This window comes from Mycetohabitans sp. B46 (genome assembly GCF_037389205.1).
In the GTDB taxonomy this organism is placed as follows: Bacteria; Pseudomonadota; Gammaproteobacteria; order Burkholderiales; family Burkholderiaceae; genus Mycetohabitans.
The window spans coordinates 125635-149748 of record NZ_JADBGL010000001.1 but is presented as its reverse complement, the minus strand read 5'-3'; the positions used below and the strand labels follow the sequence as shown (position 1 = coordinate 149748).

General features: G+C 58.2%; 16 protein-coding genes and 1 pseudogene. 8 read left to right on the top strand and 9 right to left on the bottom strand.

The features are described 5' to 3' along the window. Positions 1–16: 16 nt before the first annotated feature. The 4 genes from IHE30_RS00700 (at position 17) to IHE30_RS00685 (ending at position 9157) form a co-directional block, all read left to right on the top strand. Positions 17–3700 (top strand): hypothetical protein, encoded by a 3684-nt coding sequence (locus tag IHE30_RS00700; protein ID WP_337688017.1) that lies wholly within the window; start codon positions 17–19, stop codon positions 3698–3700. Then, positions 3693–6806, top strand: a complete 3114-nt coding sequence (locus IHE30_RS00695; protein ID WP_337688015.1) for a hypothetical protein — start codon at positions 3693–3695, stop codon at positions 6804–6806. Before IHE30_RS00700 ends, IHE30_RS00695 begins: the two co-directional genes overlap by 8 nt. A 58-nt stretch (positions 6807–6864) precedes the next feature. Further along, entirely contained in the window at positions 6865–7398 is a 534-nt protein-coding gene (locus tag IHE30_RS00690; protein ID WP_337688014.1) for a hypothetical protein, read from the top strand. A gap of 76 nt (positions 7399–7474) precedes the next feature. Continuing rightward, positions 7475–9157 (top strand): hypothetical protein, encoded by a 1683-nt coding sequence (locus tag IHE30_RS00685; protein WP_337688012.1) that lies wholly within the window; start codon positions 7475–7477, stop codon positions 9155–9157. A gap of 90 nt (positions 9158–9247) precedes the next feature. On the opposite strand, the gene IHE30_RS00680 is transcribed toward IHE30_RS00685, so the two are convergent. Beyond that, entirely contained in the window at positions 9248–9883 is a 636-nt protein-coding gene (locus IHE30_RS00680) for a reverse transcriptase domain-containing protein (RefSeq protein ID WP_337688010.1), read from the bottom strand. Between the two features lie 79 nt (positions 9884–9962). Here IHE30_RS00680 and IHE30_RS00675 point away from each other — a divergent pair, with 79 nt between their 5' ends. From IHE30_RS00675 to IHE30_RS00660, 4 genes are all read left to right on the top strand, one after another. Next, entirely contained in the window at positions 9963–11663 is a 1701-nt protein-coding gene (locus IHE30_RS00675; protein WP_337688009.1) for a contractile injection system tape measure protein, read from the top strand. Further along, a complete protein-coding gene (locus IHE30_RS00670) occupies positions 11660–13840 on the top strand; it encodes an ATP-binding protein (protein WP_337688007.1) in 2181 nt (726 codons plus the stop codon). The genes IHE30_RS00675 and IHE30_RS00670 overlap by 4 nt, the downstream gene beginning before the upstream one ends. A 47-nt stretch (positions 13841–13887) precedes the next feature. Continuing rightward, positions 13888–14799: a DUF4255 domain-containing protein gene (locus IHE30_RS00665; protein WP_337688006.1), complete on the top strand. Its 912-nt coding sequence runs from the start codon at positions 13888–13890 to the stop codon at positions 14797–14799. A 453-nt stretch (positions 14800–15252) separates the two neighbouring features. Further along, a complete protein-coding gene (locus IHE30_RS00660) occupies positions 15253–16146 on the top strand; it encodes a hypothetical protein (protein WP_337688003.1) in 894 nt (297 codons plus the stop codon). 383 nt (positions 16147–16529) lie between these two features. On the opposite strand, the pseudogene IHE30_RS00655 reads toward IHE30_RS00660, so the two are convergent. The 8 genes and pseudogenes from IHE30_RS00655 to glyQ form a co-directional block, all read right to left on the bottom strand. Further along, positions 16530–16914: pseudogene (locus IHE30_RS00655) on the bottom strand (type II toxin-antitoxin system VapC family toxin). Next, positions 16911–17162 carry a type II toxin-antitoxin system Phd/YefM family antitoxin gene (locus tag IHE30_RS00650; protein ID WP_337688001.1) on the bottom strand — a complete coding sequence of 84 codons (252 nt, stop codon included), beginning with the start codon at positions 17160–17162 and terminating at the stop codon, positions 16911–16913. The pseudogene IHE30_RS00655 and the gene IHE30_RS00650 overlap by 4 nt, the downstream one beginning before the upstream one ends. A gap of 294 nt (positions 17163–17456) precedes the next feature. Then, complete coding sequence (gene gloA / locus IHE30_RS00645; RefSeq protein ID WP_337687999.1) at positions 17457–17846, bottom strand: lactoylglutathione lyase; 390 nt, start codon at positions 17844–17846, stop codon at positions 17457–17459. 137 nt (positions 17847–17983) lie between these two features. Further along, entirely contained in the window at positions 17984–18871 is an 888-nt protein-coding gene (locus IHE30_RS00640; RefSeq protein WP_337688361.1) for a M48 family metallopeptidase, read from the bottom strand. A 291-nt stretch (positions 18872–19162) separates the two neighbouring features. Further along, on the bottom strand, positions 19163–19942 hold the full coding sequence (locus IHE30_RS00635; RefSeq protein WP_337687997.1) for a lysophospholipid acyltransferase family protein: 780 nt from the start codon (positions 19940–19942) through the stop codon (positions 19163–19165). Between the two features lie 42 nt (positions 19943–19984). Beyond that, on the bottom strand, positions 19985–20536 hold the full coding sequence (gene gmhB, locus IHE30_RS00630; protein ID WP_337687995.1) for a D-glycero-beta-D-manno-heptose 1,7-bisphosphate 7-phosphatase: 552 nt from the start codon (positions 20534–20536) through the stop codon (positions 19985–19987). 43 nt (positions 20537–20579) lie between these two features. Beyond that, complete coding sequence (gene glyS / locus IHE30_RS00625) at positions 20580–22682, bottom strand: glycine--tRNA ligase subunit beta (RefSeq protein ID WP_337687993.1); 2103 nt, start codon at positions 22680–22682, stop codon at positions 20580–20582. Positions 22683–22706: 24 nt separating this feature from the next. Then, a complete protein-coding gene (gene glyQ, locus IHE30_RS00620) occupies positions 22707–23717 on the bottom strand; it encodes a glycine--tRNA ligase subunit alpha (RefSeq protein ID WP_337687991.1) in 1011 nt (336 codons plus the stop codon). Between the last annotated feature and the right edge of the window lie 397 nt (positions 23718–24114).

The following is a 24114-nucleotide window of genomic DNA, read 5'->3' as shown; positions in this document are numbered from 1 at the left end:
ATCAAAGCCGATAACCATGGCAGACAATGACGACGTAACTCCGTTCGTATTGGATGACCGCTCGATCGGCGCACAATTGGATGCCTTTCGTGCATATTGCCAGCGGCTGCCGTTCAAAGATAAGCAAGACAGGGTCATTGGCACGTGGGCGCAAGTGCTGTTGGGGCATGACGCGGGTGCATGGAGTGACACATGGAAAGACGATTCCGCTGAGCGTCAAGCAGCGGATCGGGCGTGGGCTGTTGAGCGGCAGCGCCTGACCGAACTGTACGAGTCACCACAGCAGGCAGACCAACGCCTGCCCCCCGAGCGCGCGTTTTTGCTCGCGTTGATGGGATTGCTGGAGACGCGGCGGGCGCTATTCAATGCGTTGCCGGCCCAGCATCGTGCGCTGTATTACCGGCAGATGCTGGCGCTTAAGCCGCGGGCGGGACAAGCGGATCAGGTAACCGTGCATTTTACGTTGGCCGACGGGGTGCGGGAATTGGTGCTGCCGGCGGGGTTGCGGCTCGATGCGGGACACGATAGTGCGGGCAATGCGGTGCAGTATGCGCTCGAGCAACCGGTGACGGTGAATGCGGCGCGCCTCACGGATATGCGGTGGGTGGTGCGTGACCCGCTGGTGCGCACCGGGCGTCGGGCATGCGTGGTGTATGACGAAGCGGCCGGCATTGCGTGGCCCAGCGAAGGCGTGCGTTTATTCGAGGTGGCGCCGGCCAAGTCCGGTGAAGCTGCACGGCCGGATGCAGACCGGGCCGTGATTAGCGGTCGGGTGGTGGGTTCGCCCGTGTTGGCGGTGGCGGGCGGGCAGCGCTCGTGGACGGTGACCTTCAAAAAGGCGCCGCGCTCGGCGGTAAAGGCCGAGCTTAGTATTGGGCAGGCGTGGGTCGAGCTCAAGGGCGTCACGAATCAACAGTCCACGGAACAAACTTTCAGTCTAGAGGCACAGGCGGGCGCGCCCACGCCAGTGTCAAATCTGGATGGCTTACAGGCGGCAACGCCGCTGCTGCGACTGACGAGCGAGTCAGGTGAGTCGGTGCCAGAGGTGACACGCTTGGCGGTGTCAGTGAAGGGCGCGGTCAACGTGCAGTGTGCAACCGACGACGGCACGGCGCTCTCGGGCGGCGGCTTGCCGTTTGGCGAGCGGGCCGACAAGGGGCGGGGAGTCAATTTGATCTCGCCGGAATGGTGGCGGTTGGGACCGAAATTGACGCACATCACAGTGACGCCAACATGGGTCGGGTTGCCGCAAATGTCATTGCATGACTGGTATGGGCCGGATCCGACGCAGAGTACGCCAAACTGGCTTAAGTTGGACGCGAACCTGAATGTCGATTTAAAGAACGGCAAAACGTTGGATCAGTTGGCGACGCATCTGCAAGGCAGTCCTGCAAAGCAAGTGACGAATGGAAACAAGGTAGCCGGACAGATCGCAACGGATGAAGGTTACCTAAACAAACCGGCCAGCAACGCAGCCTTTACTGTGCAAGCGTCGATTATGCGACGCCAGCAAGGTGAGATACAGTCGCTGGGCGGAGCATTGCCGCTATTTGTCGGAAGCGAGGCACCAGAACCCAAGCCTTGGACGATTGCGCTGGACGCTGTCAGCTTGCCACTCGTGGCGGCACACACGATTGTCCCCGACAACGACGATTCGGCCGCCTGGCCGTGGCGGGTGCGGATCGAATTGCAACAATCGTTTCTGCACGCAGAATATGACGCGCACCTGCGGACACCGGCGCAAACGATTGTGCTCGAGACGCAGCACACGATCACGACGCAGGTGACTTGCTTACAGGATGTCGAAGGACAGAAAGTCCCGAAGCTGGTGGCCGTTGACGTACCGGGCGAGTCGAGCAAGAAGGTTCCGATGCCGGCGATGGAAAACCACATCGAAACCATTCGTACACCGATGCCAGTGATGGTGCCCAAGGCCCAATGGCGTGCGCCGTATGTGCCGCAATGGTCGGGGTTGCAGGTTGACTATGACGCCGCCGATACTGAGGTGACACAGCAGGTGATTGCGCCGTTTGGATATGCGCCGACTGACGAGCGAGAACTGTTGGCGGATGCGGAACTGTATCTGGGGATAAAAGGCATTGAGGCGGGCCAATGGCTGACGCTGCACTGGCAGTTGCACAGCCCAGGCGCGCTCGCGCTGCAGTGGCAATACTTGGCGCCGGGCGAGCGCTGGCAGCGACTGCCGGTGGCCGACGGCACCGATGGGTGGCGTATGAGTGGTCAGTGGTCAGTAGATTGGCCAGGCGATGCGAGCAGTACACCAACAAGCTTGCCGGCGGGCCGGATGTGGCTGCGGGCAAGCATTCAAACGCTGCCGCCGCGTGATCGGGAGCGGCCGTGGTTACCGGCGCTGCCGTGGCTGAGCGGATGGGTGACAAACGCAGCGCAAGCAATACGGGCAACCGAGCTTTTTACGCAAGCGTTAAAGTCGGGCAGTGTGACGCAAGCGCTGGATGCACCGGCTGGGCTGCAGTCAGTCGAGCAGCCGTGGTTATCAACGGGCGGACAAGCAGTGGAGACGCAGGCGCAGTTTGACGCGCGCATTGCGCGCCGGCTACGGCACCGTGACCGAGGCTTGAACAATCAAGATCTGCAAACTTTGTTGCACGAACAGTATCCGCAGATTCGGGAATTAGCGGTGCTGCCGCCTGAGCGCGATCCGAACAACGGCACATTAAAGCAGACAATCGCCATTATGCCGGAACCACCACTGAGCGACAGCGAGGACCGGCTGCGCCCGGGTTTAAGTGCGGCGCACTTAAGTCAAATGCAGGCGTGGTTAAAGGCGCGCACGTCGCCGTGGTTGACGCTGAAATGCGTGAATCCGGAGTATGTGGTAGTCATCGTGAGCTGGGAGGCCGACTATCGGTTGGGGCTGAGTCGCACGGTTGGCGATGCGCGAGTGCAAGCGGCGCTGCAGGCCGCGTTTGTGCCGTGGGCGAGCGCGGGTGACGATGGCAGTGTGCAAGTAATGGGTCGCGCGATCACGCACGGCGCGGTGCGGGACGTGCTGCGTTCGGTGCCGGAGGTCCACGAAGTCAAAGCGGTGCGTCTGAATGGAAGCCAGGACAAGGATTTCGCTGCCTCGCCCGGGCAAGTGGCGGTGCTCACGTGTGTGCCGCTCGAATATGAAGGTCTGACGATCGCCTGGATGGAGCCGAAGCAAAACGACTCGCAGTCGTACTACCGCGATGTGACGATGGTGAGTAACGGACAGAAACGGGCAACGCTACGGGTGACGGTTCCCACGCAGGTATTAGGACTGCACGATGAGCCGATCAACACGAAGGCCGAGGTGGAGCTGGTAGACCTGGATACGGGACTGATACTGCCGAGCCAGCAAAACGACACGGGATTGTGGGTGCAAGGCAAGCAACTCAAGGAGGCTGCATCGACATTGGATACGCAGCGTTATGCGGCGCCCAAGTGTTTGACGTCGAATCCAAACGCAACGACCAGCCAATTCGATGTGGTTGCCGGCGAGCGAGCGTGCGGTGTGTATCGACTTGGTGCAGCAGTGAAGCTAGAAGATGTGACGTTGCACTCGGCGCAGGTTGGACAGTTCGTGACGCTCAACGTGCACGCTGCGCGATTGTCTGATAACGGCGCGCCGAATAGTAAGTCTTCGGGGGCGCACGAGGCGTCACGGCAACATAACAATGAGGTTAACGATGGCTGATACCACGAGGCAGACCACCGAGGCCGATTCAACAGCAGGCGATACTGCACAGGATCCGATTCACTTTGATACGTTGTGGTCGACTGCACAGGATGCGCTCACGGTATATGCGGGAAAGAGCTGGAGTGCACGCAGTGACGCCGATCCCGGCGTGACGCTGCTGCAAGCGCTCACCTTTGCGGTGTCGGATGTGAGCTATCGGCACACACTACCGCTGGCCGATTTGTTGACGCCAGAATCGGTGCCCAACAAAAGCGCAACGTGCCTGAATCATGGCACTGGCAACGATAGCAGCATCTTCGCATCGGAGTTCGGTCCGGAAACCGCGTTGACCTGTGGACCAGTGACCCTCAATGATTACCGGCGTCTCCTTTTGGATCTGACCGACACCGATAACGAATCTTCGACTTTCTTGTTCAGGGATGTACAGATTGCGACTGTGTCGCCAGAGCAAAGCTATGCTTACATCTATGACACCGATCGCTATATGTTCCTGTTTGTAGGGGAAGAAAAAAATCAGTTTGAGCAAGAAAAAAAGAATAAGCAGAGCTACCGGGTCCCCGGGCAGTATCGGCTATGGGCGACCCTGAACCCTGGTGTGAAAGAAGATGACGCGAAGAAGCGCCTACAAGCCTGTCTAAGGGACAACCGAAACCTGTGTGAATGGGAAATCACCGATATTTGCCTTTTAACGCCCACGAAGCAAGAACCGCAGGTCGTCATCGAGTTGGAAGACGACCTATCGGCTGATCAAACGGCTCAGATCGTTGCGTTAGTGATCTGGAAGGTCAATGACGCATTACTGCCGTGGCCGATACGTCAATCAGCTGCGGTGCATCTGGCGCAAGGCGAGGCGGCGGAAGCAGTCTATGCCGGACCGCATCTGAAACATGGCTGGATTGCCGACTTGCCGCCGTCACGTGGGATAGACGATCAAGGCAAGCTTACGAAGCGTTTAGTGTCGTATTCGTCGCTGATAGCTGCGATGATGACCGTGCGTGGCATCAAGCGGGTGTGGTGGGACAGACAAAACGGGCAAACACCGGAAAAGGCACTTGAGATTGCCGCCAATGCGCAAGCGCAATTGTGGGTCGATCCGGCAAGTGGCCTGTTGAAGGACTCTCCGCTTGGCAGGCTAATCATAGTGCGCAAGCGTGGGCAAACTATTACGGTGGAGCCCCGGGTAGTCAACAAGTGCCTCAAAGCGCGACTGACGCAGGGGACACAAGCTAAACGCGATGAGAGGAGGCGGGTGCCATACGGCCAATACCGGCATCCTGCGTATTACCGCAGCGCTGGGTCCTGGTTGCCACCGGTGTATGGTTTGCAGCAAGGGGCCGATCAGTTCGACCAAAATTTCAACGCAAAACAACTGCTGCGGTTTCTCCGTCCATTCGAGCAACAGGTCGCGAACAGCGCCGATCAGTTGGAAAAGCTGCCGCGCCTATTGGCCTTTGATGACCGAGATCCCAGGGCCGCGATATGGGGCGCCGCTGATTGGCCAAATGCCGACCAAGATGCGCTTACTCACGAACAAACTGCGCGCACTCTTCCCGAGCGCGACGCGCTGAAACAGGAAAGTGAGCACCAGTCGCAAGACAATGAGAAAGAATTGGCAATCGTCAATTATTTGCTGGGCTATTTTGGGCAGTGTCGCGCGTCACGCACGCTGCTGGGATCCAAACCGGAAGAATTTTGCCACGTGCAGCAAGGCTTTTTGCGGCAGATGACGCGGCTGTCGTACGAGCGCGCGGCAATCAGCATCAGTAACATCTCGGCGTTGCAGCGCAAGATTGCAGCGCGCCTCGGTATTGGCCAGGTGCTGTTCGATGAAACGCTGCAACAAGCCGGCGCCTCGTTTCCTGACTCGCTGCCCTTTTATTTGATCGAGCATCAAGAGCTATTGCCGGTTGCCCCCGATCCAAAGCTTGTCAACATGGATTGGAAGGAGGTCAATGACAACGAAGATAAGCGTGACCAGAATGACAAGCAGCTGTTAAGCCTTTCTTTGGCGGATGTAAAAAACGGGCAACTGCGTGTTGGGCAGTTGATCGAGCTACAAGCCAAGCATAATGGAATAACGCTCGAGCCGATCACTGGCATCGTAATTCACAAGGTAAAAACTGGTGGTGACGGTAAATCTGCGCAGATCGAAATTGATTTGGAACAGCACCGGCGTTTGCAACGTAGCGTTCGCTTATTAAATGAATCTGGTTACACATGGAAATGGCGAATCAGTCCGGATTGGTTAAAGCGCGTGGTGTATGATCTTCGCTACATCGATAATAATGTTTCCAAGGACGGAACCGCAACGCTGACGGTGCAGCCGTCGTTTCCGATATGTCTTAAGACGGGGGACCGATTTGCGTTGCGACCTAAAGCGAGATGGCAAAGTGTGGCGACGGCCGGTGAGCTGAGAGAAGTTGAAAGCTGTAAAGATATTGTTGTTCAGGTGACGGATAGCGATCCGATACAAGGAATCGTGACTGTCCAATGGATAGGTGCAGGCAATCAATACATTACTACAGAAAAAAAGAGTCGCCTCGAAGTCCGCCCAGTGGATTTAGACAACATCTCCTCGAGCGAACCAGCATGGCCAGATGCTGCTACGTCAGCCCTTTACGGTTGGTCCGTCCCCTACAAAGAAGACACGTTTGCATTCACGTTGAGCGTAGTATTAAATCGAAGCTGGGTGGGGCAACACGGTAATCCAAGTGAATTAAATCAGTGGATCGAGCAAATAGTTCGGCAAGAAGCCCCTAGTCATCTGAATATCCAATTGCACTGGCTAGGTGATCTGCAATTTAGGCATTTTGCGTATAAATATCAACAGTGGCAAAAAGGGGGTCGACCGGTCGGCGATCAGTCATATGGGCTCTTGAATTTGCTTGGTGTGGGAGAGCGGCCCACGGATGAACGCGCTGGAATTGGGTTCGTGCAAATCGCGGATCATGGAACTAAAATAAAAATAGAAGAAGATATTCTGAAAGAGAGGATCAATTCGGAAGGAAAAAATAAATTACGGCAGGCTCGCCTTGAGCAGCAGGTGGTCTACGTCGGAGATTCGGAAGATACTTACCCACATCTACTAAAACCGCTCTCATAAACGGCACACGTTGAGCTAAGGAAATAATGTATTGAAATAGAAAATAGGAGTATTGAAAATGAAACAGTCCAAAAAGGATGAGTTGGTAGAGAATTTTAGCGCGTGGAAAGTACCTGGCGAGATGGAATTTGCAAAATTGATCGATTTTGCGAGCGTCGCCCCATCGGCGGGCGATGGCCTAGAGGCGGAGTCCAGTGGACGTCTAAAAGTGAAGTGCCAGCCTAATAGCGGCTTGGTGGCTGACAATACGGGATTAGTGGTGCAATGCGGTAATGGGCTCACAACGGAAAATGGCTCGTTGTCTGTCCGGTGTGGCGGGGGCATCATGTGTGAACGGGACAAGGCAACAAATGTCGACGAGTTAAAACTTAACGTCGAAGACAACTCAGGGCTCGTCGATCGCGAAGGGCAGTTGTCAGTGGCGACTGGACCGGGCGTAAAGTCTTTTGCCAACGGCCAACTCGGACTGAACTGTGACAACCAAACATTGGTCATCGAACAAGGTTGCTTAAAGGTGAAGGTGGATCCCGAAGGCGGATTAATCGTCAAGGAGGGCTATCTCACCTTGAACATTGAGAAATTTTTGCTTTAAGACACCACCATGGTATCGATGCGAGGTGTGGGCATAGCGTAGCCGCTGGGACAATATTTGATCTGGGAGAGCTAAGATGAAGAGCGCGAACAAGCTAAAACAGGAGTTTGTGACGGGCGCGACGCCCAATGAAACGCATTATCATGATTTGATCGAGTTGGCGGACATTGGTCGCAAAGCGATCGGGTTGCCTGAGGGAGAAGGAGCGGCAGCGCCAGGCAAGGGGCTGGGTTGGAACTCAAGCGATCACAAATTAAGCGTCAAACTGAAACCCGGCTCTAGCGGATTGTTGGTCAATCACCAAGGTCTCGCGGTCGAACCCGGGATTGGTGTTCAGCTTGCAGAAAACAAAGTCACCATCGCAGTCAAGGCTGAAGGCGCGCTGAGCACAGAAGCGGGCCTATGCGTGAAAACGGGTAACGGGGTGAAAATTGAGGGCAGCTCGCTTAAGTTGCATGTGGACACGGACAAGGGTTTATCGACAGATGGCGGGATGCTTAACGTAAAGTTTGATTCCAACACTCTTAAAGTGACAGGCAACCAACAACTTAGTATTAACTATGATGGAACATATTTTACAGAGCAAGAGGGTAATTTATCGCTGAATGAGGACCACATCGAAAGGGTGAAAAAAGCATTGGCCAAGGAGATTATAAAAGCATGTGGTTTAATGTCTGTTTCCACCGGTGGCGATGTCGGCGAGTATCCAAAGGATGGTCGGGACCAAACGGCGCTTGCTGCTCAGTTGCAGCCCATCGTCGACGCGATCAAACGTGTCTACGTTACCGATCAAGTATCGAGCGGGCGCGACATCAGCCCCAGCGAGAAAAGCTTGGCGAATGCGATAGGGAAGCTGCTTGCTCGCGCTTACACCGCAGGCGCGTGGGCCGTCGCGGCGGCGCTGGCGAATAAGACCGGCGGCACAGTAATGGAGGCAAGCATCCGGAGTTATGCGAGGGAGCGAAACGACGAACCGACCGCAAAGGGCATCTTAGGCTGCGTGGTTGAGATCGCAGAGAGACTTCAAAATACCTTGTTTCCCTGCGTGCGTCTTAACGTGCCGCAGCCGTTGGAGTTGGTGGCACAAGCCGAATCGGTCCAGGTGCAACTCGAAGGCCTCCTCGACGGGTTGTCGCTGTCATGTGAAGCGACGGGCACGGGCGCCGTGCACGCAACGGTTACCGGCGGCACGGTCGAGCTCAAGGGCGAGCGCGAGGGTAATGCAACGGTGACGGTATTCTGGCTGCCACGAAGTCCGGCTAAGATGCCTCGGCTATTATTAACCCGATTCGACGTGAAGGTGTATGGTTACCAACTCTTGCCATTGAGTAAAGTGACGCCCTTTTTCCGAAAGGGAGTGCAAACCATCGAAGGTCCCGACGCCGCCCCCCGGCCGGATTCTGCCCATGAGCTGCGCAGACCCTACCAGATATTTCTGCCAGACGGTTATCACGGAACCGGACTCTTTGCACTTAAGTTGATTTATGAGATTCCTACTCAAAGTGGAGTGCGCGTGGAGACGGCAAAATTCAAGTATATCAACCCCGTACCTGTCGACAGCAACGGCGAAAACTTGAAGGTTTTTGAGGACAGCGACAGAGCACGGAGGGGCGGACAGGGCAAGGATGTCGTCACGCACGAGACCGTATTGAAGTTTAGTTCGCCGATACCGGTGCCTTCGAACCAAGACAGCCCGCGCGAGTACGAAGTCGTGTTAGAGGTAGGCAAGGAAAAGTGGGGGTTCGTGTTCGCTTATTGACTTCTCGGCGTCTAACGCGGGAGACGGGTCGAAGCACGGGCGGGAGGGCCCGTAGTGGCGGGCAATAGGCGCGCTGCGGTGGGGGAGTACTCAGCGGCGATAAGATTCTTGAAGATGGCAGACTAAGGAAGCAGCGACGCTGTTTGGCGTCGGGGCGAGGCGGAGCCACCGTCGTAGGCGAACAGGATGAGTCAACCAGCCGATGCGGCTACCCGATATTGCCCACCCCGTCCACCACTTTCGATACTCCTCCACACGTCGCAGATCCTTGGCAAGGCTACCGCGTCGCGCCTGCTCACAAAGCCGGCGAAGTTTTATCGCATGGTTGGCTAAGGCGCGCGGCGTGACGGCGGCGCAGCCGTCGGCGTTAAAAAGACAGCCCATCCAGTCGAAGCTTTTGTCGACTTTGCCAATGAAGGTTTTGTCTGGGTGTGGTTTGAACTCATAGGAAACCAAAAATTGATTCAGTTGTTTGACAGCTCGACGCAGATGCCATCGTGTCTTCGCAAACAGCAGGCAATCGTCCATGTAGCGCACATAGACGAGGTGGGGGCACGCGCAAAACGTCTGATCGATGACAACCAGATGAAAGGCGGCGAACAACAGGCTGAGATCGGTCAAGTGCGACGGCACGCCACGCGATGCGTGCGCGATGGCGCGATCGGTCGGCTGCTCGCTGGTAAAAGCGGCGTATGTCCCCGTGTACGGGCCGATTGGACACGACACGCGATCATCCCGGGGGCGATCGGGCACAGCTGGCTCGCGGACATCGCCCGCTCACGGCTTGGCCAGCAGGGTGTCAGTGATGCGTAACCAAATCGACGAGTTTCACTTCCGTCTGCGCGTGTCATTGGATGATGCGGATCGTCTACAACACCGTTGTAGCCGGCTATTTCACGATACGCTGCGCCCGCACATCGCACGCGTGATCGAGCAATGTGACGACGGCCGTGGCGATGAGCCGTATCAGGTGGACCGGCTGGTCATCGACGTGGACGACGTTGCGCTGGAAAGGTTTGAGCCGGAGTTACTTAAGCGGGTGCCCGTCGAGCTGGCGCGTGCGTTGCAGGCCGCCTTGGAGGCGCGTGCGAGCACAGGGGTACCCGTATTGCCCGAGGACACGGTGGCACCACGGCGCGCAACACACTCGGACACGCTGCGCGTGGCCGCGAGGACCGGTCCATCCGATTGGACGGCGCTGCTGCGTTATCTGGACACGGGCGTGTGGGTGGCGCCCGACCGCGCGTTTAATGGGCCAAGTGGCGGCCTCGTCCCCAGCCCGCATGCTTGCATGATGCGTCTGATCCAAACGAGCCAGCTGCACGCGCGCGACGACGCGTCCAAGGCCCGACTTGCGTTGGCTGAGCGCTGCTTGCAACCGTGCGCCCGACACCGGCTGATTGCCGGGGAGGACGAAGCCGCGTTGCGCGCGCTACTCGCTTGGCTGATTGCGCCCACCTGCATTCCTTTGCCGTCTCAACCAGACTGGTCGTCCCTGTTGCCGCTTGGCGCGTTGCTGACCTTGCAGCGCTACCCATTGGCGGCGCAGGCGAAGGTCAGCCGAGGGAGTGCACCAGCGGTCATCGCGCCGACATTGCGCCCGTTGTTGTTCTTCGGCCATCAAACTGCCCCGACGACGGCTGCGCGGAGTCCGGATCCTTCGCTCGACGCGTGCCTCGATGCGCTGCTGACTCAGCGGCTAACCGAGCCGATGCGGCATATGCTGCGTGCGCTGCTAACAACCCAGTTCGGCGAGCCGGATTCGACGCGTTGGCCCACGCATCTGACGGCCAAGCTGCGCGAACGGCTGGAGGCGGCCCTCAATCTGCCAGATGGGCGCCCACCGTCGCCTGCCACGGCATCGGGGCTGCGTGCATCCAGTTCGGCAGGCTATGCGTCACGAGAGCGCGACGCGCTGGCCGCCGAGCGCGCGATGCGGGCCAAGCAGGCGCTCGCTCCCACGCAACACCGCCCAAACCCGTTCGTTGAAGCCGAGCCGCTGGTCGTGGCGAACGCGGGTTTGGTGTTGCTATGGCCGATGTTGCCGCGTCTGCTTCAAACCTTTGAGCTGATCGATGCCGGCAATGGCTGGGCGCCGGATGCCGTACGGCGCGCCATCGCGTTGCTGGACTGGCTCGCGTCCGGGCAGACACCGCCAGCCGATTGGCGCGTGCCGGTGCCCCGCCTGCTATGTGGCTTACCACCGCTGCCCGACGACGTGCAGCCGATCGACTGGCCGGTGCTGGACGGGCCGCAACAGGAAGAGGCAGACCGCTGGCTGAACATGACAATGGCGGTGCTGCCGGGCCTGCAGCGCTTAAGCGCTGCCGATGTACGCGCGTTTTTTCTGCAACGCACGGGCATGCTGGCGGCAGACACGAAGCATCTCACCTTAATAGTGGAACGGGATGCGACCGATGTGCTGTTGTCCCAGGTGCCATGGCCGCTGACGCAGATAACACTACCGTGGCTATCAAGCCCCATTGAAGTGGAGTGGCTCGCATGAAGATCCTTACTTCTCAATCGCTCAATGCGCCCGCGCCGGGCACTAAGTGGCACCCCTTGGCCAAGCGGGCCGAGGCGCAAGGCGGGCGGGCGCCTGTGAGCGCGGCATTCGAGGCGCTTGGGCCGTGGCTTGAGTATGTCGAGCAGGTTGTGCAGCAATTGCTCGTCTGGCAGCAGCAACACGAGGACGACCGTTTCAATCTCGCTGGGTTACTCCAGCCGGAAGAACAGCTCGAGGCCACATGCGCGCAACCACGCGGCATGCCGTATTGGTGCAGCGACGATGCCGCGTCGTGGACAACGCTGCATGCGCCGGATGCACACGGGCGACTGGCCGAGGTGATCGAGCGATTCGGGCTCACTTTGTTCGAGACGCAGGTACTGGTGTTGTGTGTGCTGCCGCTATTCGAGCCGCGTTATCGTGTGCTGATTGCCTATTTGCAAGGAGATGAAGGCGCGAGTTGGCCCAGTTTGGAATTTGCGTTGACGCTCTTTAGCGCGACGCCTGTGCAGCGTATCGCGCACCGCCACCTGCTTGGCACAGACGCTGGCGCTTTGGTGCACCATGGCCTTGTCTACTTGGCGGAGCGCAACGGTCGCGCGAGCACGCGCGACGACGCGTTGTACTTGCGCGTGGATGAGACCGTTTATCGCTACTTAAGCGGCGCAGATGCGACATCGCTGCCCATGGCCCTCACACAGGTGGCGCAGTGGTGGTCCGCCTCTCGCTCCGGTGACGTACTGCGTGACGGCTCGTGGGCTGAATGCGCGCAGCAGATCGCAGCGTGCTGTTTTGAGTCTGAGCCAAAACATGTCCCGTTATTATTGTTGCACCAAACCGACGGCTGCCTGGCGTTCATCGCGCAGCTGGCGCACGATGCGGACCGCCCGACGCTGATCGTCAACCTGGCGGCATTGCCGGACGAATCGGACGAGGCATGGCCAGTGCTGCTCGCGGTGCTGCGCGAAGCGCGCTTGCACGGCAGCGTGTTGGTGCTGCAACAGCTTACCGACGGTGTGGCACGGCACGGGCGATTGCTTAACGCGTTGGCGTCCCGACTGGAGCAACATGGGCAGCCGGTGGTGGGGTTATGGTCCGGGCAAGATGCGGGCAACGTGTTTGCCACCCTGCCGCAGGTGCGTGTAACGCTGCCGCCGCGCACCCGCGAGGACGATGCGCGGTTATTGCAAGCCAGTTTGAGCCCGGCCGGCCACGGGTGGAACCTGACAGCGTTGCTGCGGCACACGCGGTTCAATCCGGATGCACTCGAGTGCACGCTGCAGGAGGCGCACGGCTATCGGGCGCTACGCGACGCGCAGGCGCCGCTCACACCAGCCGATCTGCATCAGGCGCTGCGCGTGCGGGGCCAGCAACACTTTGGCTCGCTCGCGCAGCGCGTATCACCGCGGCGCACGTTCGATGACTTGATTGTTAGCCCAAATTTGGCCGAGCAACTGCATGAGATTATTGCGGCGATCCGGCAGCGCGACGTGGTGCTCGCGCGCGGGTTTGCGTGCAAGATTGGCAATGCAACGGGCATTAGCGCGCTGTTCTACGGCGAGTCGGGCACCGGCAAGTCGATGGCCGCCGAAGTGCTTGCCGGCGAATTGGGCGTGGAGCTTATCCGCGTGGATCTGTCGGCGGTGGTCAACAAATATATCGGCGAAACGGAAAAGAACCTGTCGCGGATCTTTGATCTGGCTGGGGGCGACACCGGTGTGTTGCTGTTCGACGAGGCCGATGCGCTGTTTGGCAAGCGCAGCGAAGTGAAGGACGCACAGGACCGGCACGCTAACATCGAGGTGTCGTATCTGCTGCAACGATTGGAGCAGTATCCGGGGCTCGTGGTGCTGACAACAAATAACCGCGGGCATCTAGACGACGCGTTCACGCGCCGGCTAACGTTCATGACGCGCTTTGAAGCACCAGATGCCCATTTGCGAGAAAAAATGTGGCGTGCGATTTGGCCGGCGCAGGTGGCAGTGGACGAGGAAGTGGATTTTGCGCAGCTTGCGTCGGTCATGGAATTGACCGGCGCGGGCATTCGCAACGTCGCGCTGCTCGCGAGCTGGCTCGCAGCTGAGCAGGGGCGAGCAGTCAATAGGGCCGATATCGAGCGCGCGGTGCGCCGTGAATTGAGTAAGACCGGGCGCATTATGCCGCAACTGTCAGTGTGACGCTGTGGCGTGCGGTCATCAGATAATAACGTACTAGGGCGGAGAACATGGAAAGTAACCAACCCACGCATTTCGCGCTCAGCGATAAGTCGTTACTAATGCTCAATGCGCAAATCGAGATGACCTTGAACACGTATTTACCGAAGCCAGTCGAAATTCGGTTTGACATGCCGGATAAGGACAATCCGCCGGATTGCCCAACGCTGTGTGTATTCCTGTACGATATTCAAGAGGACCTGGAATTGCGGCATGGGCAATCGCGCCAGTACGTCGCAGGGACGGGAAAATTTGATCCTCGACAAGTGAACGTACGCTGTTGTTACCTAATTACGTATTGGGAGCGGCGCCCAGAAAACAAGATGGGGCCGGTTAGTCAACCCATGGTGGTAATGAATGCGGTACTCAATGCGCTGCTCAATGCGGATTGGGATAAGAGTCTGAGGAACAATCTGAATTTGCCGTCATTCTCACGAGTCATTGCGCCATCAGAGCATTTGTCAGGCTTGGGCAATTTCTGGCAATCGTTGGACGATCGGCCTCGGCTATGCCTGAATTTTCAGGTAACGATTCCAATTAAATTAGGACTTGGCCAGGCTGAGAAGGAACAGCCAGTGCTGAATGCGCAACTTATGCCATCGGCAGCACAGTCGTGGGAGGACTACGACAAATCGTTGTCGTTCAAGCGTGTGCTGGTAGACAAAGTACTGGCATTACTGGCTATAGAACAAGTGCAATTGGCGCGTGTGCAACTGGCGCGTCTGGCGGTGACCTGCGAGTACACAAATCCTAACGAGCCGCCGACGGCTCATGTGAGCGGGCTGCTTGATGAGGAGACGCACGAGGTGCTGTCCCGGGTGATTAACGAGAATGAAGATGAGTGGAGGAGGCTTGGCGTGCAGGTGCCAGTGGACGTTCAGGAAGTGACTGGGGTGAAAATCTTTGTTGATGATGCTGGTTGACGAGCGGATACTTCCTTTTCGCGTCTGCAGCGCAACGAGCGTTCCAATACACAGATGGCACCGACAACTGACTGGGGTTGGCTGTGACAGCCTATTCGGATTTTCCGCCAGAAAAATTATTAGGTTGGGGCAGCGCGATTTGTGTCGTCTAAGAGGTTACATATACATAGGCTGTCAACGAGGTGAATTATGGTTAAATTTTATAGCCAGAAGTCCAGCCAACAGAAAAAGGCTAGGCGTCCGTATATCGAGCCAAATCCGAAGGAAATTTCGGAATATCTTTACGGCGGTTCTCGAAAAATTTATACAAATAATCTCACAATTATGTTTTTAATAAATAAAGGTTGCCGCCTTGATGGTGACATGTCGGCAACATGGATTAAATTTAGATTATAGCGGCATTTATTGTCATGTTGCGCTTCCTGTCTTGCAGTTATAAAAATGAGGTAGATAATGCCAAAAAAATTTTTTCAATCAAACCAGGCCAAAGCGAAGCTAAAGCGCCGGGATGATGTCTCTGACCAGCTTGATGATGAAGTTACTGAACCAGCTGTATCTGGTGCTCAGGCTGTTCAAAAATTTTTATCAAACCGACGACATTCGGACTTTTCTGAAGACACTGCGTCTTATGAAGAAGAGGGAGCGATCGGCGAGTTGACCGTTCGGCAAGAAGGTTCTTATGCTAATTTGTCGGAAGCGAAACTAAAGGAAAAAATTTTGAGTATAGATAAAAATTTAGAAGCAAATTCATTTGAATCTGCAACTTCATTTTTTAGGGCTATGACGAAAAATGAGTTTGAAATATTAAACAAATCTAACATTGAGGAAAGTAGTAGGAATAATGGAAAAGGTTATTATGGATTGAGCAACGGTATAAGGTATGTGTACGAGAATTACTTCAAAGATGATAATTCTCATTTGGTTGAATTTTATGTAAAAAATTTTGGCGATGGCGAAGAAAAATCAAGTTTTTTAGATTTATTAAGAAAAAAGGTTGAATCCAATATAAAGGATGGCGAAAATATCACTGAAGGAGAAAAAGAAAAAATAGATATCGATATAAATGTAAAGGCTGAGAATAGGGCGGTTTCAATTGGCTTGGGTCCCAAGGGAACCCAAGTTTCTATAAAAAACATACCCTTTAAAAAAGCTCAGAAAATTAACAAATCGGTTCACAACCATCTGGCTAGAGCTTTAAAAAATTTAATTGATGAAAATAAGGTGGGGTATCAGCTTATAGCAAGCCTTTCTACCCATGAAAATAAAACCATGACCTCTAGAAATCTGGGGAGAACAGCCAAGCGCTCGGCAAAGGGGCCTGAAGCGTCAGGTTCAGCAAGACTGTAAGAAAAAAATAGTCCGCCGGAAGATGCAGGCATATTGGCGATTTTGATGAGCATGGTCAAGCGCTTTGGTTAACAGTATTCAAGTGTTTCTAACAAACGTACTGTTGATTAGGGCGTTCGGAGGCATTTAAGTAGAAGTGTCAGCAACGTGTTGAAAATGGCTTTCACACTTTCTGTGACGTTTACGCTGCGATTCAGGCTTGAAACAACCTATTTCGCACAGTCTTATGCCTACCCGCCATTGTAAGTGGGAGACTGTGTTCGGACTTTCAGGGGACTGTTCCAGATCTAGCTGCGCGGAAAAACCGCAAAGTATCATGTGCGGACGGCGCGAAGCGAGTTGATGGGTTGGCTGGACATGGTGCAACCCTTAACGGTTTGGCCTCAGACAAGCCGAATCGGGCTAGGGTACTTTGCAATCGTCGCATCGTGCGTTACAAGCGGTACGCCTTCGGCAACGGCCTACCCGATCAAAATCCGATCGAACGGATCGCGGTGGATGGGCGGTAGATGCTCGAGCTCCAACGCGTGCGCAGTCACGATCGGCAGTTTCTCGTAGCCAACGTCAAGCAGGCTGCAACGCAGCACGCGTGGCTCGGCCTGAAAATCTGCGCGAGCCAGGCCGCGTTTGATCACAATCTTCCACAGGCTCGCGACGCTAAAAAGCGGCGTGCAGGCTGGATCTTCGAGTAGCGCGCGCCGCGGCCGGCAATTCAGGTGCGTTGGCGGCCGCCCACAAAATTAGGTGGGTGTCCAACAGCACCTTCATTCAGCGTTACCGTCAAACAACTGTTCAATGTCTGCGGCGCCCATCGTGTCGAAATCAGCTGGCACGCTAATCTGTCCCTTCAGGAAGCCGATTCGACTGTATCGAACAGGTGCTGGGAGTTCGAGCGGCACGACTTTGCCCAGCGGCTTGCCGGCTTTGGCGATCACAAATGGTTCGCCGCCGTGCACCGCTTGGTCACTGAGTCGCGACAGGTGCGTCTTGGCGTCGTGGATGTTATATGCGTGCATAATCGCCTAATTAAGTTCAATGAGTTTGGTTTAATTAAGCGATTAGATTGCGTCAAGTACCTGCGGCAATTGATCCATGAGCATTTGGCGGACTTCGTCGGCTCGTGCCGCTTCGCGTTCAACAAGGCGCTGGCGTTGCTTTTGCGGTTAGTCAACGATACACGATGCCGACGACGGCCACGAGCGTCTACTCGGTCACATGGACGGTGCCGGTCAGGCCCGCCAGCGCCAGCAACGCGATGGCGAAGGCATCAAACGGCTTGCGGACTGACGCGGCGGTAACAGCCATCTGGATTAAGGACGTTTTTTCTCGATGAACTCGATCTTGTAGCCGTCCGGATCCTCGACGAAGGCGATCACCGTGGTGCCATGTTTCATCGGGCCTGCTTCGCGCGTGACCTTGCCGCCCTTCGCGCGCACCGCGTCGCATGCCTCGCGTGCGTTGTCCACTGCAATCGCCAGATGGCCAAAGCCAGTGCCCGGCTCATAGGTCGAAGTGTCCCAATTATGGGTCAACTCAATTACCGTATGGTTGTCCTCGTTGCCGTAGCCGACGAATGCAAGCGTGAAGCGGCCTTCCAGATAGTCATGCTTGCGCAGCAACTGCATGCCCAGCACGTTCGTGTAGAAGTCCAGCGATCGCTCCAGGTTGCCGACTCGAAGCATCGTATGAAGAAGGCGCATGATGGAATCCTTGAAATGTCGATGGCGTTGCGGGGACGTGATAACAGCGCCGTACGGCAGGCACGGCGCGATACGGCGAGGATTTTAACCTGCACAGCACGGCTTTGCGCGATGCGGCCAAACGGCGCCGGTGAGCGTCACAGCGTGGGCAGCAACTCGGGCGGATGGTTTTTCAGCAAGCTGCGCGCCTCACGGAATTCCGGGAAGATCGACGCGACCGTATTCCAGAAACGCGAGCTGTGGTTCATTTCACGCAAATGCGCGAGTTCGTGCGCGACGACATAGTCAATGATCGACAGCGGAAAATGAATCAAGCGCCAGTTTAGCCGGATCTTGCCGTCGCTCGAGCAGCTCCCCCAACGGGTTGCCGCCGATGACAGCGCGTACGCGCTATGTCGCACGCCAAGGCGTTGCGCATAGAGGTCGAGTCGCTCGCCGAACAGGCGTCGGGCTTCCTGCTGGAGCCAGCCCTGTACGCGATCTTTGATTTGCTGCGCGTGCGCATCCAATGGCAAGCCCAGCTCGAGCACGGCTCGTTCAGGGTCATGCCACAGCGTGCCGCTTGACGATGTGACGGCGACAGCCAACGGCTTGCCCAGGTAGGGCAAGATCGCGCCATCGGCCCAGATGATCCGCGGCAGCGCGCGTTGTTCCGTGCGTGTTTGCCACTCGGCCAGCTTGGCGAAGATCCAGCGCTGCTTCTCGGCGAGCGCCGCCTCAATATCGGCCAGCGTGGCCCAGCGTGGTGCGGTGACGGCCAGTCCGTTGCCGTCGATCAAGAATCCGATGGTGCGTCGCGCGGAACGCTTGAGCCGATAATCGAGCCGGTGCGAGCCGAGGTGCACGCAGCGCAGCCGGCTGCCGTCCGGCAGCTGAGCGTCGTTGCGCGGCGTGGCACCGGTCGGCAGTGATGGCGCTGGTGTCGTGCGCGTCGGGCCAGAAGACGGACGCAACGGCGACAACAGCGCGGCAAGCGGCTCCACTGGCGCTTGTAATGGTGGCAACGGCGCGGCAAGCGGCTCCATCGGCGCTTGCAACGAGGGCAACGGCGCCGACGATGGTTGTATCGATTCGGCGTCAGGCCGGGGCGAACAGGTGCCGCTGGCGGGTGCCGCCGCGAAGGCGGGCCGCGGCCCGACCGGGACTTCGGCGGATAGGCCCGGTAATGCGTTGCCGCTGTCGAACAGCGGCAGGTCAAGTTGACGCGAATCGAGCAAATCGAGCACCGCGCGTCGCGGCAAGGGCGCGTGAGCCATAGCTATCGGGTTCGACGGTGTGTCGCTGCGCGGGTCGCTGGCTATCGTATCGGAGCGCGCTCAGACCGCTTCGGACGACGACGCGCGTTTGGCATACACCGGCGTTTCGTCCTGCGCAGGATACGCATGCGGATCGATGCGACGCATCTCGGCTTCGATCCATTCCTCGACGCGCGCCATGACTTCGTCAGCGTTCAGGTTGCAGGTGTCGATGGGCTTGCCGATCGACACGGTGACTATACCCGGAAATTTCAGGAAGGCGTTGCGCGGCCACACGTGTCCGGCGTTGTGCGCGATCGGCACCACGGGCACGCCGGCTGCGACCGCGAAGCGCGTGCCGCCAGTCTTGTACTTGCCACGCTTGCCTACTGGCACCCGTGTGCCTTCCGGGAACATGATCACCCATGAGCCCTCAGCCATCCGCTCCTTGCCCTGCCGAATCAGCGACGTGAAGGCTCTGTGCCCCTTGTTGCGGTTGACGTGCACCATCTTCAGCATCCCGAGGGCCCAGCCAAAAAATGGCACGTACAGCAACTCGCGCTTGAAGACATAGCACAACGGACGCGGCATGATTGCCGGAAAGGCCAGCGTTTCCCACGCGGACTGGTGCTTGGACAGCAGGACGGCCGGGCTGTCGGGCAGGTTGTCCAGGCCTTCGATGCGCCAACTCACGCCGACCAGGTGCCGCAGTGTCCACAGCGTCGAGCGGCACCAGCCGACGGCCATCCTATAGCGCCGGTTTGCGTTTAGAAACGGGAACGCAATGAAGCAGGCGCATGCATACGGGATCGTGTAGACGATCAGGTAAATAAAGAACAGCGTCGAGCGAATTACGTGCATGAGGGTGCGATTTAAGGCCTTGGGTGGTGCGGGGGCGTCGGTTCAGTTGGCCTCGGCGGCAAGGAAGTCGAGCGCGAACGCATGCAAGTCCGAATAGACCGTTGTGCCTGCCGGCAAATGGCCCGCATCCAGCGTTTTCTGGCCTTTGCCGGTCAGCACTAGGTGACAGCTGAATCCCAGCGCCGCGCCCGCTTGCAGGTCGCGCAGCGAATCGCCGACCACCGGTGTGCTGGCGGCATCGATCTCGAAGCGCCGGATGATCTGCGCGAGCAGGCCGGGTTTCGGTTTGCGGCAATCGCAATGGTCGGCGGGCGTATGTGGACAGAAGAAGATGGCATCGACCCGCCCGCCCAGCGCTGCCAGATTGCGGTGCATCTTCTCGTGTATCTCGTTGAGCGTAGCCATGTCGAACAGGCCGCGACCGATGCCCGATTGGTTGCTCGCGATCACGACGCGGTAGCCCGCCTGGTTCAGCCGTGCGATCGCCTCGAGGCTGCCCGGGATCGGGATCCACTCGTCGGGTGACTTAATGAATGCGTCGGAGTCGTGGTTGACGACGCCGTCACGATCGAGGATCACGAGTTTCTTTTGCATTGTCAATTCACGCTGTTTGCCGGAAAAGAGAGTCGGCTGTCAATCATGCCGCGAGCTTCGAGATATCGGCCACGCAGTTCATCTGCTCGTGCAGCCGCGCCAACAAGCCCAGCCGGTTCGCCCGCAATGCCGCATCGTCGGCATTGACCATCACGTCGTTGAAGAACGTATCGACCGCGTCGCGCAATGAGGCGAGCGCCGACAGCGCGCCTGTGTAGTCGCGTGAGCCCAGCCGGCCCTGCACGGTCGGCGTGACGTTGTGCAATTGCTCAAATAGCGCTCGTTCCGCTGGCTCCACCAACAGCTTCGTCTCGACGTGCTGGGCCGCGCCGTCGGATTTCTTCAGGATGTTCGTGATCCGCTTGTTGGCTGCTGCCAGCGATGCGGCCTCGGGCAACGCGGCAAATTCGCGTACCGCGTCGAGTCGGCCGGTGATGTCGTCGATGCGGGTTGGCTTCTGGCTTAGTACCGCGTCTACCTCGTTTGCGTCGTAGCCGCGCTCGCGCAACAGGCCGCGTAGCCGGTCGATGAAGAAGCCGTACAACGCGCTGGTGGGATCGGCAACTTGCGGTTGAGCTGCGAATTGGGCGTACGCATGCCGCAACAAGTCTATTAGGTCCAGCGGCAGCCGCTTTTCGAGTACGATGCGCAGCACGCCGAGCGCGTGTCGGCGCAGTGCGAACGGGTCCTTCTCGCCGGTCGGCTGCAGGCCGATGCCCCAGATGCCCACTAGCGTCTCGAGCTTATCGGCGAGCGCGACCGCGGTGCTAATTGCGGTAGACGGTAGCTCGTCGCCGGCAAAGCGCGGCCGGTAGTGCTCCGAGCACGCCAGCGCGACATCGTCGGGCTCGCCGTCGTGGCGCGCGTAGTAGGTGCCCATCGTGCCCTGCAATTCCGGGAACTCGCCCACCATGTCGGTGAGCAGGTCCGCCTTGGCCAACCGCGCGGCACGCGCTGCCTGCTGTGCGTTGCCGCCGATGCTGGGTGCGATGACTGCCGCCAGCGCCTCGAGCCGCTCGACGCGCTGCAATTGGGAGCCCAGCTTGTTGTGGTACACGACATTGGCCAGCAGCGGCACGCGCTGCTCGAGCGTTTTTTTCTGATCTTGCTCGAAGAAGAACTTCGCGTCGGCCAGCCGTGGGCGCACGACGCGCTCGTTGCCCAGCACGATCTGCTGCGGCGTGTCGGTTTGCACGTTCGACACGATCAGGAAGCGTGATCGCAACTTGCCGCTGGCGTCGGTCAGCGCAAAATACTTTTGGTTTGTCTGCATCGTCAGGATCAAACATTCCTGCGGCACCTGCAGGAACGCGTCATCGAAATGGCATTCGTAGACGACCGGCCATTCGACCAGCGCATTCACCTCGTCGAGCAGTGCCTCGGGCATCAGGACATGATCCGCGCCCGCGCGCTCGAGCAATTGCGCGCGGATCGCCTCCTTGCGTGCCTGCATGCTGGCGATGACCTTGCCGCGCTGCTCGAGCGTGCGCGCATAGTCGTGCGCATGCAGGATCGCGACGTGGCCTTCGGACAGGAACCGGTGGCCGAGCGTGACCGCGTCCGCATCCAATCCGAGCGCCGAGACCGGCACGATACGGTCCGCGTGCAGCGCAACGAGCCGGTGCGCCGGGCGCACGAACTGCACGCTCGTGCCGTCCGGCCGCTGGTACGTCATGACCTTCGGGATCGGCAGCTTGGCGAGGGTTTCGTCCAGTGCGGCCTGCAGACCGTCTTCCAACGTCACGCCCGGTGCGGTGTAATTTAGGAAGAACGCCTCGGTCTTGCCGTCCATCGCGCGCTCCAGCCGCGTGAGCGGCATGTCCGGAAAGCCCAGGGCGGCGAGCTTTTTGGCTAGCGGCGCGCTCGGCTGCCCGTTGGCGTCGAGCGCCACGGAAACGGGCAGGACTTTTTCGCGTATTTGGCGTGGCGGAGCCACTGCGCGCACGTTGTGGATCGCGACCGCTAGCCGACGCGGCGTGCCAAACGGCTCGAACGAAAGCGAGTTGTCGTCGGCGACGTCGATCAGGTCGCGCGCGGCGAGCCGCTCGGCTAGGCCGTTGGCAAAGACATTGGACAAACGGGCGAGCGCCTTCGGCGGCAACTCTTCGGTCAGCAGTTCGACGAGCAGGGTGGATGGTTGACTCATTGGAATGGCTTCTCTTCTGTCGTCTCAGGCGTCGTCCAGCTTGCGCTCGACCTTTAGCGGCGGCACCCAATCGGGGCGGGCGGCCTCTTGCTCAGCGGTGACGGTGTCGCGCGCATGCACGCCAGCCGCCTCACCCAGCATCGGGAAGCCGAGTGCCTCCCGCGAATCGTAGTACGCTTGCGCAACTAGCCGCGACAGCGCACGAATGCGGCCCATGTACGCGGCGCGCTCAGTCACGGAGATCGCTCCGCGGGCATCGAGCAGGTTAAACGTATGCGCGGCCTTTAGGATCAATTCGTAGGCCGGCAGCGCGAGTCGCTGCTCGATGATGCGCCGGGCCTCGCGCTCATACGCGTTGAAGAACGTGAACAGCAACTCGGCATTCGATTGCTCAAAGTTGTACGTCGACTGCTCGACCTCGTTCTGGTGAAATACGTCGCCGTAGGTTAGCCGGCGCAGCACCTTGCCGGCCGGGCTGTCCTCTTCCCATTCGGTCCATACCAGATCGAACACGTTCTCGACCTGCTGGAGATACATGGCCAGACGCTCGATGCCGTACGTGATCTCGCCGAGCACCGGCTTGCAATTGAGCCCGCCGACTTGCTGGAAGTACGTGAACTGCGTGACCTCCATGCCATTGAGCCACACTTCCCACCCCAGGCCCCAAGCGCCCAGTGTCGGGTTCTCCCAGTCATCCTCGACAAAGCGTACATCGTTCTGCTTCAGCTCTAGTCCGAGCGCTTGCAGCGACCCCAAGTACAGGTCCAGGATATTCTCCGGCGCTGGCTTAAGGACTACCTGGTACTGGTAGTAGTGCTGCATTCGGTTGGGATTCTCGCCGTAGCGGCCGTCCTTGGGACGCCGCGACGGCTGCACATAGGCAGCGCGCCACGGCTCGGGGCCGATCGCGCGCAGGAACGTTGCGGTGTGTGACGTGCCCGCGCCGACTTCCATGTCGTACGGTTGCAGGAGCGCGCAGCCCTGTCTGTCCCAGTAGGACTGCAGGGTCAGGATGATTTGCTGGAACGTGAGCATGAAATGCCTTTCAGGCGAAGCGTCCGGACGTGTGCACCGGCACACGCCGCCGTCCTGGGACAAGGAAAGTGCTAAAGGGTGAGATTTTAGCGGAAAAGGGCGCGGGACCGATCGCTTTGCCGCGTACCGTGGTTGCCGTTGATGCCGGCGAAACGAAGTTTGGGCTCGCCGCATCCATTCGATGCGTGCCAGTAGTGTGCCGTAGCCTCCCACGCAGTCGATCATGCGACCGCACACGCACCTGGGTCAACTTGGCAGCCACGCCCGCGGGAGCGCGGCTGAGCGCGCACGCCGTGGGCGTCGCACGCGTCGTGCGCACTGGAGGCGGATTACCGCCTACTCACGAGGTCGGAGGCTGGGCAATGCGTCAATAAGAGGCGATGGTACATTGGACTGC

Coding starts and splice junctions, on each gene's coding strand:
- glyQ (WP_337687991.1), bottom strand. CDS start 23,717: ATGCTCACGTTCCAGCAAATCATCCTGACCCTGCAGTCCTACTGGGAC.
- gmhB (WP_337687995.1), bottom strand. CDS start 20,536: ATGCAAAAGAAACTCGTGATCCTCGATCGTGACGGCGTCGTCAACCAC.
- IHE30_RS00700 (WP_337688017.1), top strand. CDS start 17: ATGGCAGACAATGACGACGTAACTCCGTTCGTATTGGATGACCGCTCG.
- IHE30_RS00635 (WP_337687997.1), bottom strand. CDS start 19,942: ATGCACGTAATTCGCTCGACGCTGTTCTTTATTTACCTGATCGTCTAC.
- IHE30_RS00640 (WP_337688361.1), bottom strand. CDS start 18,871: ATGGAGCCGCTTGCCGCGCCGTTGCCACCATTACAAGCGCCAGTGGAG.
- IHE30_RS00670 (WP_337688007.1), top strand. CDS start 11,660: ATGAAGATCCTTACTTCTCAATCGCTCAATGCGCCCGCGCCGGGCACT.
- IHE30_RS00675 (WP_337688009.1), top strand. CDS start 9,963: ATGCGTAACCAAATCGACGAGTTTCACTTCCGTCTGCGCGTGTCATTG.
- IHE30_RS00665 (WP_337688006.1), top strand. CDS start 13,888: ATGGAAAGTAACCAACCCACGCATTTCGCGCTCAGCGATAAGTCGTTA.
- IHE30_RS00695 (WP_337688015.1), top strand. CDS start 3,693: ATGGCTGATACCACGAGGCAGACCACCGAGGCCGATTCAACAGCAGGC.
- IHE30_RS00690 (WP_337688014.1), top strand. CDS start 6,865: ATGAAACAGTCCAAAAAGGATGAGTTGGTAGAGAATTTTAGCGCGTGG.
- IHE30_RS00660 (WP_337688003.1), top strand. CDS start 15,253: ATGCCAAAAAAATTTTTTCAATCAAACCAGGCCAAAGCGAAGCTAAAG.
- glyS (WP_337687993.1), bottom strand. CDS start 22,682: ATGAGTCAACCATCCACCCTGCTCGTCGAACTGCTGACCGAAGAGTTG.
- IHE30_RS00685 (WP_337688012.1), top strand. CDS start 7,475: ATGAAGAGCGCGAACAAGCTAAAACAGGAGTTTGTGACGGGCGCGACG.
- gloA (WP_337687999.1), bottom strand. CDS start 17,846: ATGCGCCTTCTTCATACGATGCTTCGAGTCGGCAACCTGGAGCGATCG.
- IHE30_RS00650 (WP_337688001.1), bottom strand. CDS start 17,162: ATGCACGCATATAACATCCACGACGCCAAGACGCACCTGTCGCGACTC.